15 protein-coding genes are annotated in these 16,774 nt (G+C 31.9%); all 15 read right to left on the bottom strand.

The window, feature by feature from the left end:
- Positions 1 to 16: 16 nt before the first annotated feature.
- Positions 17 to 1,309: an asparagine--tRNA ligase gene (gene asnS / locus KA833_RS09275; protein ID WP_210128484.1), complete on the bottom strand. Its 1,293-nt coding sequence runs from the start codon at positions 1,307 to 1,309 to the stop codon at positions 17 to 19.
- 74 nt (positions 1,310 to 1,383) lie between these two features.
- The gene (locus tag KA833_RS09270; protein ID WP_210128483.1) at positions 1,384 to 4,101 is read right to left on the bottom strand and encodes a helicase C-terminal domain-containing protein; all 2,718 of its coding nucleotides are present in this window, start codon (positions 4,099 to 4,101) and stop codon (positions 1,384 to 1,386) included.
- 25 nt (positions 4,102 to 4,126) lie between these two features.
- Positions 4,127 to 5,098, bottom strand: coding sequence for a biotin--[acetyl-CoA-carboxylase] ligase (locus tag KA833_RS09265; protein WP_210128482.1), 972 nt, complete (start codon positions 5,096 to 5,098; stop codon positions 4,127 to 4,129).
- The gene (locus KA833_RS09260; RefSeq protein ID WP_210128481.1) at positions 5,082 to 6,290 is read right to left on the bottom strand and encodes a CCA tRNA nucleotidyltransferase; all 1,209 of its coding nucleotides are present in this window, start codon (positions 6,288 to 6,290) and stop codon (positions 5,082 to 5,084) included. The genes KA833_RS09265 and KA833_RS09260 overlap by 17 nt, the downstream gene beginning before the upstream one ends.
- Complete coding sequence (gene bshA, locus KA833_RS09255) at positions 6,283 to 7,431, bottom strand: N-acetyl-alpha-D-glucosaminyl L-malate synthase BshA (RefSeq protein WP_210128480.1); 1,149 nt, start codon at positions 7,429 to 7,431, stop codon at positions 6,283 to 6,285. Before bshA ends, KA833_RS09260 begins: the two co-directional genes overlap by 8 nt.
- A gap of 32 nt (positions 7,432 to 7,463) precedes the next feature.
- Positions 7,464 to 7,781: a nucleotide pyrophosphohydrolase gene (locus KA833_RS09250; protein ID WP_192945977.1), complete on the bottom strand. Its 318-nt coding sequence runs from the start codon at positions 7,779 to 7,781 to the stop codon at positions 7,464 to 7,466.
- Positions 7,782 to 8,112: 331 nt separating this feature from the next.
- Positions 8,113 to 8,808: a zinc metallopeptidase gene (locus KA833_RS09245; RefSeq protein WP_046208235.1), complete on the bottom strand. Its 696-nt coding sequence runs from the start codon at positions 8,806 to 8,808 to the stop codon at positions 8,113 to 8,115.
- Between the two features lie 37 nt (positions 8,809 to 8,845).
- Entirely contained in the window at positions 8,846 to 9,448 is a 603-nt protein-coding gene (locus KA833_RS09240; protein ID WP_064208941.1) for a DUF1405 domain-containing protein, read from the bottom strand.
- A gap of 4 nt (positions 9,449 to 9,452) precedes the next feature.
- Complete coding sequence (locus tag KA833_RS09235) at positions 9,453 to 10,013, bottom strand: YpiB family protein (RefSeq protein ID WP_046208233.1); 561 nt, start codon at positions 10,011 to 10,013, stop codon at positions 9,453 to 9,455.
- 21 nt (positions 10,014 to 10,034) lie between these two features.
- Complete coding sequence (locus tag KA833_RS09230) at positions 10,035 to 11,282, bottom strand: tetratricopeptide repeat protein (protein WP_204180012.1); 1,248 nt, start codon at positions 11,280 to 11,282, stop codon at positions 10,035 to 10,037.
- A gap of 3 nt (positions 11,283 to 11,285) precedes the next feature.
- The gene (gene aroA, locus KA833_RS09225; RefSeq protein WP_210128479.1) at positions 11,286 to 12,584 is read right to left on the bottom strand and encodes a 3-phosphoshikimate 1-carboxyvinyltransferase; all 1,299 of its coding nucleotides are present in this window, start codon (positions 12,582 to 12,584) and stop codon (positions 11,286 to 11,288) included.
- 9 nt (positions 12,585 to 12,593) lie between these two features.
- The gene (gene aroB, locus KA833_RS09220; RefSeq protein WP_145381171.1) at positions 12,594 to 13,661 is read right to left on the bottom strand and encodes a 3-dehydroquinate synthase; all 1,068 of its coding nucleotides are present in this window, start codon (positions 13,659 to 13,661) and stop codon (positions 12,594 to 12,596) included.
- 26 nt (positions 13,662 to 13,687) lie between these two features.
- On the bottom strand, positions 13,688 to 14,854 hold the full coding sequence (gene aroC / locus KA833_RS09215) for a chorismate synthase (RefSeq protein ID WP_210128478.1): 1,167 nt from the start codon (positions 14,852 to 14,854) through the stop codon (positions 13,688 to 13,690).
- Between the two features lie 387 nt (positions 14,855 to 15,241).
- Complete coding sequence (ndk, locus tag KA833_RS09210; protein WP_070038216.1) at positions 15,242 to 15,691, bottom strand: nucleoside-diphosphate kinase; 450 nt, start codon at positions 15,689 to 15,691, stop codon at positions 15,242 to 15,244.
- Positions 15,692 to 15,815: 124 nt separating this feature from the next.
- Positions 15,816 to 16,769 (bottom strand): polyprenyl synthetase family protein, encoded by a 954-nt coding sequence (locus KA833_RS09205; protein WP_176745335.1) that lies wholly within the window; start codon positions 16,767 to 16,769, stop codon positions 15,816 to 15,818.
- Positions 16,770 to 16,774: the final 5 nt, after the last annotated feature.

The raw sequence follows: 16,774 nt of genomic DNA, 5'->3' as shown, positions 1-16,774 counted from the left end.
TCTTGTATTGATAATATTATGGATATAGTCGATTTAATAAACGAGGGAATGGTGCAGTTTCACGAACATGCTCTACACCTGATAGCCATGCGACTGTTCTTTCTAGACCTAAACCGAATCCACTGTGAGGTACACTACCATAACGACGTAAATCTAAATAGTAACTATAACTTTCAGGGTCTAATTCAAATTCATCGATACGTTGTTCTAATAATGCAAGGTCATTGATACGTTCAGAACCACCGATTATTTCTCCATATCCTTCGGGTGCTATTAAATCTGCACACAACACTGTATCCTCATTATCTGGATTTGGTTGCATATAGAAAGGTTTGATTTTTGTTGGATAATTTGTAATAAATACAGGTAAATCGTAATGATTTGCAATTGCAGTTTCATGAGGCGCACCAAAGTCTTCTCCCCATTCGATATCATCAAAGCCTTGTTCTTTCAAGAATTCAACTGCATCATCATATGTGATACGTGGGAAAGGCGTTGTAACTTTTTCAAGCTTTTCAGTGTCACGTTCTAAAATATTTAATTCTAATTTGCAATTTTCTAGTACTGATTTAACAACATGTGTCACATATTGTTCTTGAATTTCTAGGCTTTCGTTATGATCGCAAAACGCTTTTTCAGCCTCTATCATCCAAAATTCAATTAAATGACGGCGTGTTTTAGATTTTTCTGCACGGAATGTAGGTCCAAATGAAAATACTTTACCATGAGCCATTGCAGCTGCTTCTAAATAGAGTTGACCACTTTGAGATAAAAAAGCATCTTGATCAAAATATTTAGTATGGAATAGTTCACTTGTACCTTCTGGTGCACTAGCTGTTAAAATAGGTGGATCTATTTTGGTAAACCCAGTATTATTAAAGAATTCATATGTTGCACGAATAATTTCGTTTCTTATTTTCATAACTGCATGTTGTTTTTTTGAACGTAACCAAAGGTGACGATGATCCATTAAGAATTCTGTACCATGGTTTTTCGGTGTGATTGGGTAATCATGAGCTTCTGCAATGATTTCAATAGAATTTACTTGCATTTCATAACCTAAATCAGAGCGATTATCTTCTGAAATGACGCCAGTAATATATAATGAAGTTTCTTGCGTAATATCTTTAGCTAACTGAAAAGTATCTTCATCTACATCAGCTTTTACTACGACGCCTTGCATAAAGCCAGTACCATCTCTTAACTGCAAGAATGCAATTTTACCACTTGAACGTTTATTCGTTAACCAAGCACCTATCGTTACTTCTTGGTTAATGTAATGTTTTGCCTCTTTTATCGTTGTTTTCATAACCAAACTCCTAATATTTTTGTAGTCTTCTTTTATTAATCCTTATACATTTTAACAAAATCAAGGTACAACTTCTAGTTGCGAGTGTTACTTATATGATGTATTGTCTCTTTTTTTATTTTTTTAAGTAAGCTTGAAAATTGTTTTATATCGCCTTTTTTTTGACGATAACTTTCTAATGATTGTTCAAAGAATTGTTTGTAATTACTTTTAATTAAACGATCATCAAATGATACGATGATACCTTTATCTTGCTCACTTCTAATAAGTCTGCCTAGTCCTTGCCTGAAACGAGTAACAGCATCAGGTAAAACGAAATCTTTAAATGTGGAAGTGAATTCAGATTCCATTAACCAATATTTCGTATTGTTATGATTCATAAAAGGTAATTTTGTAATCATTACACACTTGATACCATTTGATTGGAAATCAAAACCTTCAAAGAATGTGCTAGTCCCTAATAGGATGGCTTTAGAAAAACTATTAAATTGCTGTACAATTTTATAGTTTTGATTTTGTTGTTGTGTGAGTATTACGTAATCCTCAAACTCAGGTAATTCATTCAAGAGTTCTTGTACCATATGCATCATCTTATAACTAGTGAATAGAATTAAACATTTTGATTCAATAACTGTTGTATATTCTATAACATAGTTGACAATAGAGCTCACATAGTCATCAATATTTTTATAATTATATGAAGCGACATCATTTGGTATAAATACAGTTGTCTGGTTTGAAGATACTGTTGCAGTATCAAGCTCATAAGTATTAAATATGATGTTCTTATTAAACCATTGCTTGAAATTTTCAAATGAGTGATTAAAAGTTAAGGTACCTGAAATAAATGTAAGTGCATTAAATTTATCTAACACTTGTTTTGTTAATATTTCTTTCACATCATAATCTTTTACATTTAATTTGATTGTAGATTTTTGGTTAATGTTTTTAATGGATAAATAACTAGTATGATTATTTTTTAAACTAGTTTCAATTGCTCTAAACTTATCATTAATATAAAGTAATTGCTTTCTTACTGTTTTAATTGTTTTATGGCTCATGCCGTTAAAGAATTCTAAGGTCATATTTAATTTATGAATGATGGCATGCAAATCATTTAAAATAGGTGTTACATCGAAATGATATACAAAATGAACTTTATGCACTTCATCATCATGTATTTCTGATTGTTGGATGCTATTAAACATCGTACTAAACAATTGTTCGTTTAAATCATGTATTTCATTGATATTTGTTTTAAGGCCAAAAACATCGATTGGTGGTATATCTAATTTTTCAAGTATACGTTGTTGTTCTAAATGGTCGATAGCGGCAAGTAGTTTATCGTTTTCAGTTTTACCAATTAGGCCTAATTGGTATTTGACATCAGAATAGCTTAATTCATTCGTAACTTGGTTTAATGCGTAATCAGGTAACCTATGGGCTTCGTCAATGATACAATCATCAAATAATTGATAAATTGTATTGTCATGTGAAGCATGTATTAAATGAGCGTGATTTGTTATACCAATTTGTATATTTTTTGCGTTGCGCTTAATAAAATTAAAATAATTAATGTCATTACGCACTGGAACATAAGTTTCTAACTTTTGTTCATAATACATTTTTTGTCCGCCTTTTAAATCTAACTCTTGTATATCTCCAGTATGTGTTTCTGTAATCCAGATCAATAATTGCATTTTCAAAATGCTAACTTCGTAATTATTAGATTCATCTTTTAAGATTTGACTGATTAATCCTAACGAAATATAATCTCGTTTACTTTTGATTAAAGATGCATTTATTTTAAAATTCAATGCTGATTTTAATGCAGGTATATCTTTTTCCAACAACTGATTTTGTAATAATTTTGTATTTGTAGAAATCATTACATGTTTTCCTGTTTGTATGTTATACATTAATGAAGCTAATAAATATGAAAATGATTTACCACTCCCTAACGGCGCTTCAATCATAGCTTTCTCGCTATGCATCAACTGTTCTAATATAATTTCAGCTAAATATAATTGTTGGGGTCTATATGTTAAATTTAATTTTTCAGTAATGTCTGTATAAAGATCTTTTAAAGTTCCGTCAAAGTTTACTGTGGGCGCTTTAAAATCTCTTTGCTTTTTATAAATAATCTGTTCAAATTGTTCGAAATCTTCACTTAGTTGTTCATGGTTATGGTTTCGAGCCATTTCAAAAAGAATATCATGTAAATCATATTTTAAATTTTTACTTAAATAATAAAGTTGTTTTAAAGTATTTAAATGTAGTGCTTCGAATTTATTGAAAGCAAGTATCATAAGTTGTGCAGTCGTTGCAGCATCTTCATCCGCACGGTGGGCATTATTTAACGTAATACCATGTGCTTCTGCTAATTCACTTAATTGATAACTTTTATCTGTTGGGAAAGCAACTTTAAACAATTCTAATGTATCTAATACTTTTTTGGGTCTATATCTGATATTACATTTTTTAAATGATTTTTTTATGAAATTTAAATCAAAAGTTACATTATGTGCGACAAAGATACAGCCTTCAAGTTGTTTGTATATATCGTCAGCAATTTCATGGAAATATGGTGATTGCTTTAGCATTTCATCTTCAATTGAGGTTAATGCTTGAATAAAAGGAGGAATTTCTAAATCTGTTTTTACCATAGAGTGATAGGTGCCAATTATTTTATTATCGCGGACGAAAGTAATACCAATTTGAATAATTTCATCGTAGTCTAATTGGTTGCCTGTTGTTTCTAAATCAACAACAGCGTAGCAAGGTTGTGTCATTTTCATTCCTCCTTTTCTTATAAATTTATAGTTCTATATCTGCACTCATGAGTTTGTGTTGTGTCTGTTGCTCATCAATGACAATTAGATAACCATGCTCATCAATATCTATAGCTTCACCTTGAAATTGTTGACCATTTTCAGTGAATTTTAAAGTTCTATTCCAAATATTTGAAGCTTCAATGTATTCATGTCGTATCGTGGAAAACGGCTGGCTTAAAAATTGATGGTAACGTTTTTCAATCTGATTTATTAATTGCTCTAATAAATGATAACGATGTATTTTTTGGTTAGCATGTATTCTCAAGCTCGTGGCCTTTGATTGCAACTCACCATGAAAATCTTCAGGCAAGTGATTCATATTTATGCCAATACCGCATATCACCGCTTCTATACCATCACTATTAGCTACCATTTCAGTCAAAAATCCACAAGCTTTTTTTCCATCAATATAGATATCGTTTGGCCATTTAATCGTAACTCTCTCATTACTAAATTGTTGCATTGTATCTCTGATACCTAATGCTATAAACAAGTTAAACTTTGTTATCATTTCAAATGGGACATTTGGACGTAACACAAGAGACATCCATAATCCTTTGCCACGTGATGAATCCCATGGTCTATTGAAGCGCCCTTTTCCTTTCGTTTGCTCATCACTTAAAATTAAAAAGGTGTTTGAGTTTCCAACTAATTTTTGTTTGGCGAGTAACTGTGTGGAATCAACTTGCGCTTTGACCTCTACATGATCAAACATTTTTTGTTCATCGATTAAAGGTTCTACAATCCCACTATACCATTTATCAGGTAGTTCAATTAAGCGATGTCCTTTATGGTTAATTGATTCAATTTCACACCCTTCTTGCTTAAGTTGATCAATTACTTTTTTGACTGCTGTTCGAGAAATTGAAAGATGTTCTGCAATAAACTGTCCAGAAATATATTCTGACTGGTTTGTATATAAGATTTGAATAACATCTTTACTGTATTTCGACATGTGACTTCACCCACCTAATGATTTCTGGTTTAATATTTTGAACATCTCTATTGATAATAGCAATCTCAATATCTCTCAATAGTGTTTTTAGCCAAGGACCGCTTTGCTTATTAACTGCCTCAAGGATATCTTTACCATTAATATCAATATCCTTTCTTGAGTGAATAGGTAACTTTTTAGATTCTTCTTTTACAGATTGTATATTTATAATAAGCGGTGAAAAAGAAGGTAAATGGTTTTTAATATGTAAATCAATGAAATTTAATATTAATAGTATATCTTGTTCACCATAATCATAAAGAAGTATTTTAAAGTCTGATTTAGATTTAATATTGGGTAATTGATTAAGTAGCCGTTCTAATTTACCTATATACTTTTTTTCATTATTACTAATTTTTAAATCATTAAGCGCACCATTTACTAAAGGTTGTTGTGCTTTCAATAAAGCTACAAATAAAGTGAACGGAATGGCTTCATCTAAAATAAAATCATTTAGTTTATAATGTTTGAAAAAAGGAATGTAATTAAATGCATTCAAGTACTGTAAGTTTTCAAAACTATGGACTACATACTTACCAGAAGTGAGTTTTTTTAGTTCAACCACAATTCGTTCAATTGATAAATATTTAATATCATGGATATGTGATTTCATACCATAAAAAGTTTCATTTTCTAATGCAAATCCTAATTGTGCTTGAAAACGTAGACCTCGAATAATCCTTAACGCGTCTTCGTTAAAACGTTCATGCGCATTGCCTACGGTTCTAATTATGTGATTTTCAATATCTTGTTGACCATTGAAGTAGTCGTGAATATGAAAATCGGCGTCCATAGCTATTGCATTCATTGTGAAATCACGTCTTTTAACATCCTCATATAATTCACGCACAAAAAAGACTTCGTTAGGTCTTCGATGATCATCATAATCACCTTCTGCACGAAATGTTGTTACTTCATAGTGTTCACCATTATAGACAACATTGACTGTGCCATGTTCTCTACCTATAGGAATTGTCTTTTCGAAAATAGCTTCTACTTCTTCAGGCGTCGCACTCGTAGTAATATCAATATCGTGTATTGTTTTATGCATTAGATAATCTCTCACAGAACCCCCAACAAAAAATGCTTGGTAATGGTTAGATTGTAAAGTTTTTAATATTGGTTTTGCTTGTTCGAATAATGTTTTAGTCATGATTAACCTCTAACATTTTTTTATAATAATATTCATATTGGTCTGCAATTAAATCTGATGAAAAACGTTCAGCAACATCATCCAGCATTTGCTGCTGCATTTTTTTATAAAGTTCATCATTTGTCAACAATTGTAACGCATACGTACTGGCTGTATCACTATCACCAATATTTACTATAAAACCTGTTTCGTTATGTTTAATTACTTCTTTGATACCTCCAGCTGTAGAGCCAATTGGAAGTACACCTGATTTCATTGCTTCTAGCAATGTGAGACCAAAGCTTTCCTTCTCACTTAATAATAATACTAAATCTGATATTTGATAAAATTCACTCACCCAATTTTGTTTACCTAAAAATAACACAGCATGTTCAATGTCTAATTCACGTGCTTTTGCTTTCATATCCATTAATTGAGGTCCATCACCTAATAAAATAAGTTTTGATGGCAATTTTTGGTGTATCTTTGCGAAAGTTTCAATGACTGTATCAATTCGTTTGACTGCTCTAAAATTAGAAACGTGAATAATCACTTTTTCTTCAGGTTCTATCCCGTAACAAGCTTTTAATTTGATATCAGATTCAGTTGGCATTGAATGTTTTGTAGGGAATTCATTTTCTCTAACGAAATTATAAATTGGAATGATTGTTTTATCTGTTTCAATAATATCAGTCGTTTGTTCTGCAAGTGATTTACTGACACTTGTCACTACATCGCTACCTTCTATACCAAATTTAATCGCATTTTTTAATGAGTGATCATATCCCAATACTGTAATATCAGTGCCATGTAGGGTAGTCATTATTTTAATGTCTTTACCAGACATGTGTTTTGCTAAGATACCACAAACAGCATGCGGTACGGCATAATGCATATGTAATAAATCTAGGTCATATTCATTGATTACTTCAGCAATCTTGGTACTTAAGGTAATATCGTAAGGTGCATATTGGAATACAGCATATTGATTCACTTCAACTTGATGAAATGTAATATTAGGTAAAGGTTTTCTAATTCTAAAAGGTATATTCGATGTTATAAAATGGATATCATGTCCTCTTTCTGCTAATTTGATACCCAACTCAGTGGCGATAATTCCAGAACCACCCATAGAAGGGTAACATGTAATTCCTATTTTCATAGGTGGCACATCCTTTCTTAAACAATATCAATCTATTTTCTTTCAAAACGATTTTTATCTCGTGTATTAAACTTATCCATTGTTTCGTTAAAACTTTCAGTCATATCTATATCTAAGGAATTAGCTATACATAGTAACACGAATAAATTATCTCCAAGTTCTGCCTTTACCGTGTTTGCAGCTTCACTATCTTTTTTCTTTTTTTCTCCATAAAAATGATTGATTTCTCTTGATAACTCTCCTACTTCTTCTGATAACCTTGCGAGATTTGCTAGAGGTGAAAAGTAGCCAGTTTTAAATTGATTTATATAGTCATCTACTTCTGTTTGCATGTCTTTCATCGATTTCATGATAAACGCCTCTCATTCTATCAGTTTCTTTTATAGTATAGACTAATTCTATGATTCATGCATTATTCCTGCAACCTTTATACACTATTCAATATGAATTAAGTAGTTAAATTAAATGATAATATGATATGCTGAGGTATAACAATAATAGATGTAAAGAAAGTCACCATTTAAAATCTATATTTAAAAAAAAAATAATTTTATACATAAAAAAAGAGATTGGGCAAAATGATTGCCTCAACCTCTTATCCTAATTTTATCAACCTAAGCGTTGTGAAACAGTGAAATAAATTTAAATAATTTATATTTCTGTCTCATTTGCATGGATAAATTATTCACTTGATCTAGCGATTAAAATGAAACGTGCAAGTTCTGCTAATGCTACAGCAGTGGATGCAACGTAAGTCATTGCAGCAGCTGATAATACTTTTTTTGCATGGCGATATTCTTTTTCATTAACAATATCTAAGCTTTTAATTTGTTTCATTGCTCTACTACTAGCATCAAATTCGACTGGCAAGGTAACAATTGAGAACAATACTGCGAATGACATTAATGCAATTCCTATCCAAAGTGCAGTTGAACCCAATGTACTCTGTAAACTCGTTAAAACAATACCAGCAAACACTGCCATGTAACCTAAAGAACTACCAATATTTGCTAAAGGTACTAATGAAGTTCTAAATCTTAAGAAGAAATATCCTTGGGCATGCTGTATAGCATGTCCTACTTCATGGGCTGCAATTGCTGTACCAGCAACTGAAGGTCTATTGAAGTTTGCTGGTGATAAGACAAGAACTTTTTTACTAGGATCATAGTGATCTGTTAGAAATCCTTTACCTTCGACAACATCTACATCATAAATTCCATTTGAATGGAGTATTTCAAGCGCTACTTCACGCCCTGTTTTCCCACTAGTTGATCTCACTTGAGAATACTTTTCATAGTTAGATTTAACCTTGTGTTGTGCCCATAGAGGCAGAACCATTAAAATAACAAAGTATATAATCATATAAATAAAAGACAAAAATCCTCACTCCTTTATAAACATTTTACTGTGGACGTTAATAATGGTCAAATATTTTATCTTTTTTAAATAGAGTTAAACTTAAATATAAAACTAAAGGTATAACGCTTAACCAGAATGCTAAGTATGCAATTGCTTCAATGTGACTTGCAATAAAATCATAAAAAGGATATTGCATAAATACATAATCGATAATGTCATTATGAAACACCCATATCATCGCTACGAAAAAGGCAGAAATCGTCACTTTAAATCTTGGATAAAAAATAAAACCTTCAATTGCCATAATGCCGTGAGAAAGTATCAACATACAACCTGTAATTGTAATCATATCGTATTGAATAAAAAGAATGATATTCATAATTACAGCCCATACTCCATACTTGATTAATGTGACAAAAGCGAGTGCTTCGATGATTGGTAAGTTCTTGTTAACAATCAACCCTAGAATAGCAATACATAAAAATAATGATGCAGTTGGACTATCAGGTACAAATGGTATAAATTGCCAAGGTGTAGCACTCATTTGTGAACCGTACCAAATATACCCGTAAACTGTGCCTAATAAATTACATATTAATAAGAAATACAGCATACCTTTATTAAAAATGATAAGTTGCCATAGTGAGTAAATGTTCATATAGTCAATCCTTCGATAATGTATTAAGATTCCTCAACTTAAATGTATTTAGGATTTGAGATAATTGATAAAATAAAGCTCTATCCTGAAGTTGCAGACTTAAGTCAATATTGTCTTGTAAATATTTGATAATAGATGATTCACTTTTTTTTGATAATGGCAAACCATATATATCTTGAATATATACGGCATAATATGGAGAGTGAAGTAATTGTGTTAACAATAAATCGTCTAATTTCGTATCTCTAGAATCTTCTTTATTTAAATATAATTTGATATCAAAAAAGATATTTTGATTTGCGATATAGTCAAATATTTTTTCATTATTAATATATTGTTGATCCTCTACTATAAGTTTTATGGCGATGTTGTCTGTATTCACAGTTGCAATTTCTAAAGTGTTATGACTGGGAATTTGCTCATCTACAAAGTATATTTTTTGTAAAAGTTCAGGTGAGGATTTTATCAAATTTAATACCCATACACTAATTCGAGATTTAAAACGATACTGAAATAATACGTATTCTATAAAACTTGCTTTTAATTGTTGTAAGGTATCAGTCAATATACTCACCTTCTTTACTTTTTAGAATGATTGCAATCTTTCAGCTTCATCATGCCAAGTTTCGTTCGATGGGTCTATTTCTAGCAATTGCTTTAAGATTTGTTGTGCTTGTTCTATATAACCTATTTCAACTAAATAGAAATAATAATCACTTAAAAATGCTGATTGCGTTCTCATGGTTGGATAGGCTAATTCAAAGAAATGTTGTGCTTCTTTATCTCGCTCTTCTTGACCTAAAGCATGTGCTACATGCCACATAAATACGGGATCTAAATCTTCTTCATCTACATATTGTAATAAGCTAATAATTGAATCGTAATCTTCTTCTTGTCTAAAGAAATCACTCAAGATTAAAAGTGGTTCTTGATAAGCATTATCTACGTCTAAGGCTTGTAGTAACAATTGTACACCTTCATTAGCATCTCCGTGTTCTATTTGAATACTACCTGTTGATACCATTAATTCTTTATAAAATTGACTCAAGCGCAATCCTTCTTTACCAATTTCAATGGCATCTGCATGATTATGCTCGTTTTCATATAATTGTTGTAGATAAAAGTAGCCCTGTAGGAAGTCTGGATCTTTTGATAATAGTGTTTGCACTAATTTGATAGCTTCCTGTGTTAAGTCATTTTTTTCATAAGCAATGGCTTTTTTGAAGTATATTTCTGAATCCATTTCATCTTCGCTGATTTCATTAAACATTGTGATGGCATCACTATAATTTCCACTTTGTAAGCTACAATCAGCTAAACGTGAGAATAAATTAACATTATTGATTTGATATTCTCCCGTTTCTAATACCGTTTCATATTCTGAAGAAGCACGTAAATATTGACCATCAAAATAAAGTAATTCTGCCAATGCGAAATGTATGATTGGGTCGTTTGGTTCAATATCAATAGCTTCTACTAATTTATCTATAGCCACTTCAAGCATATTTAATTGTTGGTATAAATCTGCTTCTAGCATCAAACGTTCTGTAGATAGTTCAACAGTGCTTAAATATTCTAATGCTTCATCCGTTTGATCTTCCGCAATCAGTCCTTCAATGAAATAAATTAACAGTTCACTTTCATCTGGGTATTTGTGATAAAGTGTACGAAATACTTCAAGACCTTGTGGCATTAGTCCAAAGTTATATAATGTTTCACCGAGTATAAAGAGCGCATCGTCTTTTGGAGAACTTAGCGCGTCATTTACCCGTGTATCTAAGTTATCTAGTTTTTGTAAGTTGATATCATCTATAAGTTTATAGATATCTTCCATACTTTATCCCTCTTTTTCTAATTGATTAAATTTAGCTAAGAAACCTGGGAAGGAAACATTGACTGCATCAAATTGATCAATCGTTAATGTATCACTAGTTAGTAAAGAAGTTACAGCAAGCATCATACCAATGCGATGATCAGTAAAGCTATCCACTGTGGCAGTTTGTTCCAATCTTGATGGATGGATAATCATGCCGTCACTTGTTGGTTGCAAGGTGAAACCTAATAAATTCAACATGTTTGCCGTAGTGTCAATACGATTGGTTTCTTTGACCTTTAATTCTTCCGCCTCTTTTATAATACTTGTTCCATTTGCTTGAGTACAAAGTAAGGCGATAACTGGTAATTCATCAATCGCTCTTGGTACCAATTCACCTTCAATATGGATAGGCTTCATATTTGGTGTATATTGTACGCGTATTGAAGCGGTAGGTTCTGAACCATTAGTTTGATTGAATAAAGTTATATTGCCATCCATTTGTGTCACGATATCTATGATACCTGAACGTGTTGGATTTATGCCAACATTGTGAATTGTAATATCACTTCCTGGAGTTATCAACCCTGCAACAATGAAATATGCAGCTGAGGAAATGTCCCCAGGTACGTGAAAATCAGTTGCAGTAATATGTTCAATACTATTTTCAGGTAATTGAATCATTTTATCATTGTAAGTAATCGGAATTTGATAATGTTCAAACATTGTTTCTGTATGATTGCGCGTTATACCTATTTCAGAAATCGTTGTTTTTTCGTTTGCAAACAAGCTTGCAAATAATATTGCACTTTTAACTTGAGCACTTGCGACTTCCATTTGGTATGATATGCCTTTAATTTGAGCAGGTTTGATGATTAAAGGCGTAAAGTTATGATTCACGCCTGAAATATCTGCATTCATTAACGTTAGAGGTTTCATAATTCGATCCATCGGTCTTTTACCAATAGAAGCATCACCAGAAAGGACTGCTTCAATGCCTAGTCCGCATAATAATCCAGCAACTAAACGTGTCGTCGTTCCAGAATTGCCAGTATAGAGTACTTGATGTGGTGTTCGGAAAAATTTATATCCAGGTGAGTTTATTTCAATTTTATCTTCTAAAATTTCTATTTCGACACCAAGTAGACGGAAAATTTCTACTGTACGAATACAATCTTCACCAAGTAAGGGTTTATATATCGTTGACCTACCTGATGCTAATGAGCTTAAAATAATCGCTCTATGTGTCATTGACTTATCTCCTGGAACTTCTATTTCTCCAATCAGAGGACCATTTATATCAATTGTTTTACTATTAACCAATTATGCCACCTACTTTTTAAAATATGTTTGTAATGTCGTGAAACTCTCTACTAAAGTGGATTTATCGACATGTTTAACCACAGGATTTCCTATACCTTCTAATAAAACCATCTGTACGCCTTGTTGGTCATTCTTCTTATCTCTTAACATTAATTCATAAAGTGAATCGAATTTGAAGGTATTGATGATATTTAATGGATAATCTAGAGAACTTAAATAATTGACGTAATGTAAAATATCAAATTTTTGGTTTAAAATATGGTTCGATACGATGAATTGAAAAAGAATGCCAATCATCACGGCATGACCGTGTGGTATTTTAAATGTGTATTCAACGGCATGACCAAAAGTATGTCCTAAATTTAAAAATTTACGAACGTTTGATTCTTTTTCATCTTTTACAATAATATTTAACTTTGTCTCTATGCCTTTATAAATATAATATTCCATTTCATCTAATGACGCTAACGTTGTCTTATCATAAAAATGTGATTCAATATTACGTACTGCATCGGCATCAGTTAACAATGCATGTTTATATACTTCAGCGTAACCACTCAATATTTCTGTATAAGGAAGCGTTGAGAGAAAATTCAAATCATAGATAACCGCAGTTGGTCTATAAAATGCACCAATTAAATTTTTACCGTGTTTTGAATTGATTCCCACTTTACCACCAACACTAGAATCATGTGCTAATATCGTCGTAGGTACTTGGATAAAATCAACGCCTCTCAATAGGGTAGCAGCTAAAAATCCAGCGAAATCACCGGTAGCGCCACCACCTACTGCAATGATGCAAGTATTTCTAGTCAAATTTTTGCTCAATAATGTTTCTATAGTCTCTGCATAATAATCTAGAGATTTTGTAGACTCACCTGACGGTACAGCCAACATGTGAGCATCGTATTCAGATGTAATAAATTCTAATGTATCATCCCATTTTTGAGCAATTGTATTATCTACGACTAGTACAATATCTTTGTAATTTTCAATGTAATGACGTAAATGTTTTAGCGCGTTATGTTCTATGATAATAGGATAATTATTAGTCTCATACGTAGTTTGTAATTTCATCGATATCACCTGGCTAATCTTATAATTTAGTATTCAATATTCAACAAGCGGCGTTCTTCAATTTGTGATTTTAATTGCTCGATATGATTACATTGGAATTCTTCTAATAATGCTTTTGCAAGTTCAAAAGCAACGACATTTTCTACTACAACACTTGCAGCTGGAACGGCACAACTATCAGAGCGTTCAACAGAAGCTTTAAAAGATTCTTTAGTATTAATATCTACTGAATTTAGCGGTTTATATAATGTTGGAATTGGTTTCATAACACCATTGACAACAATAGGCATTCCGTTAGACATACCACCTTCAAAACCACCTAAATGATTTGATCCTCTGTAATAACCATTGTTTGTATCATAAAGTATTTCATCTTGTATTTCACTGCCAGGTTTTTCGGCTGCTTTAAATCCTTCTCCAAAACTGACGCCTTTAAAAGCATTAATACTTACAACCCCTTGAGCAATTCTACCATCTAATTTACGGTCATAATGTACATAACTGCCGATACCAATTGGTACTCCTTCAATAATAGTTTGTACAACGCCGCCAATAGTATCTCCTGCCTTTTTGGCGTCATCAATTTTATCTCTCATTTGTTGAGCAATATCATCATTAATCACACGGACATCATTTTTATCAATATTAGATTTGATTGTTTCAAGGTCATAAGCTAAATCATCTTTAATACCACCAATTTCCATAACTCTACTATAAAAATGAATATCGAGTTGCTTTAGTAATATTTTCGATACAGCACCTACAGCCACTCGCGCAGCAGTTTCTCTAGCAGAAGAACGCTCTAATACATTTCTTAAGTCTCGATGATTATATTTCATACCGCCGATTAAATCGGCATGACCTGGACGTGGTTTTGTAATTACGCGCTTCATGTTTTCTTGATCTTCATCGCTAATAGGATCAGCGCCCATGATTTTTCTCCAATGTTTAAAATCATCATTTGTGACAATAAGCGTGATTGGACTACCAAGCGTATATCCGTTACGTACCCCAGATACAATTTCAACACTATCTTTTTCAATTTGCATGCGTCTACCTCTACCGTATCCACCTTGACGTTTAAACATTTCTTCATTTATATCGGCAGCACGAATTTCTAAATTTGCTGGCACACCTTCAATAATTACTGTTAGTTGCGGACCATGTGATTCTCCTGAAGTTAAATATCTCATTATTTACCCACTCCGTTCTTTAGTACTTTAAATGATTATATGTTCCTTATCTTATCACATTCAATTGTTCAAATTAACAGAAAAATTTCAAATAACTAAACTTTATAAGATTTCCTTACATACAACTATAACATCTGTCTAAAATTCAGTAATAACTTAAGATATTAAACGACTTCACTTTAGAATGCAATTGCAACTTTTATACAAAAAAACACCTTCGCATAAATTCATTTTATTATGAATACAACGAAAGTGTTTTGATTTTACGGATACGACCATGAATCGCATTTTTACTATTATTTTTTATCTTTATTGTTGAGCGTATTAAATAATTAAGTTAATAACGCATATCATCTTACAAGTAATGGTGTATAGATTCAACGATGATTATTCGTATAACCATGCTTCACGTGATTCTGTAAAATCACTTAATTCTTCTGCATTAAACCAAAGATTGATTTCTTTATTAGCAGATTCAACTGAATCTGAACCATGAATAATGTTTCTGCCTACAGTTAAACCAAAGTCTCCTCTGATTGTACCAGGTGTAGCTTCTGATGGATTTGTTGATCCAATAATGTGACGCGCAATATGTACTGCATCTTCACCTTCTACAACCATTGCAAATACAGGTGCAGAAGTAATAAAGTCGATTAAATTGCCATAGAATGGTTTATCCGTATGTTCAGCATAATGTTCTTCTGCAAGCGATTTAGGTACTGTCATTAGTTTAGCACCTACAAGTTTTAGTCCTTTACGTTCAATACGTGAAACGATTTCACCTATCAAATTACGTTGAACCGCGTCCGGTTTAATCATTAAAAATGTTCTTTCCATTGTGTGTTTATCCCCCTGTTAGTGATGTAAGTTTTATAAAAATACAAAACAAAATATTATAATGTCTTGAAGCACATTATAATATTAACAGTTAATTTAAGCGCTTTCAATGCTTTTCACACTATTATACGTTTCTTTTCCCTACTTTTTTAATAATTTTTTTAAATATTGGTTTAGCATCATCTTTTTCTAATTGATCAATAAGATGAAGCGCTTTATCTAAATATCTATCGCTAATTGCTTGTGATTGTTTTATCACATCAGAATGTTTAACGGTTTGTATACATTTATCAAATAAGGATTGATCACTGTTTGGGCCAAGTTGTTCTATTTGTGATTTAAACTCAGGATTTTTACGCATTTCTAACAATACTGGTAACGTTAAATGGCCGTTCATTAAATCACTGCCCACTGGTTTTCCTAATTTCTTTTCAGTACTAGTAAAATCTAGAATATCGTCAACGATTTGAAAACTCATACCAATATAATGACCAATCATTTTCAAATTACGAACCGTTTTGGCATCAGCATGTGAAGCAATTGCTCCAACTTCTGTTGATAATTGTATAAGCAATGCAGTTTTACGTTTGATTCTTCTTAAATAATTAGTAATTGTTTGATGTGCATTGAATTGATCTTGAAACTGGTACAATTCACCCATGCATACTTCGACAATTGCACTAGATATCACTTTATGTACTCGGTTATCCTCAATATTTGAAATATGTTCTAAACCGACAGCTAATAGAAAATTACCTGTGAGAATTGCAGTGTCTTGATCCCATTTTTTGGCAATCGTTAAACTACCGCGACGTTTATCACTTTTGTCAATAACATCATCATGTACTAAAGTAGCCATATGGATTAATTCGAGTGCTACAGCAACACGATAGACATCTTCATTAATTTCTTCGCCAAATTGACTACTTAATATTACAAAGGCAGGTCTTACACGTTTTCCGCCTGATGAAAATAAATGATAAGAAGCATCTTCTAAGATTTGATCCTTACTTATTAATGCTTCTTCCAATCGCTGTTCAATTATTTTAATTTCATTGTTCATATTTAACTTTGACACAGTCA

The organism is Staphylococcus sp. GDY8P67P, from assembly GCF_017892545.1.
Classification (GTDB): domain Bacteria; phylum Bacillota; class Bacilli; order Staphylococcales; family Staphylococcaceae; genus Staphylococcus; species Staphylococcus ureilyticus.
Note: the sequence above shows the minus strand (reverse complement) of the source record. Positions and strands in the feature narration are given on the sequence as shown.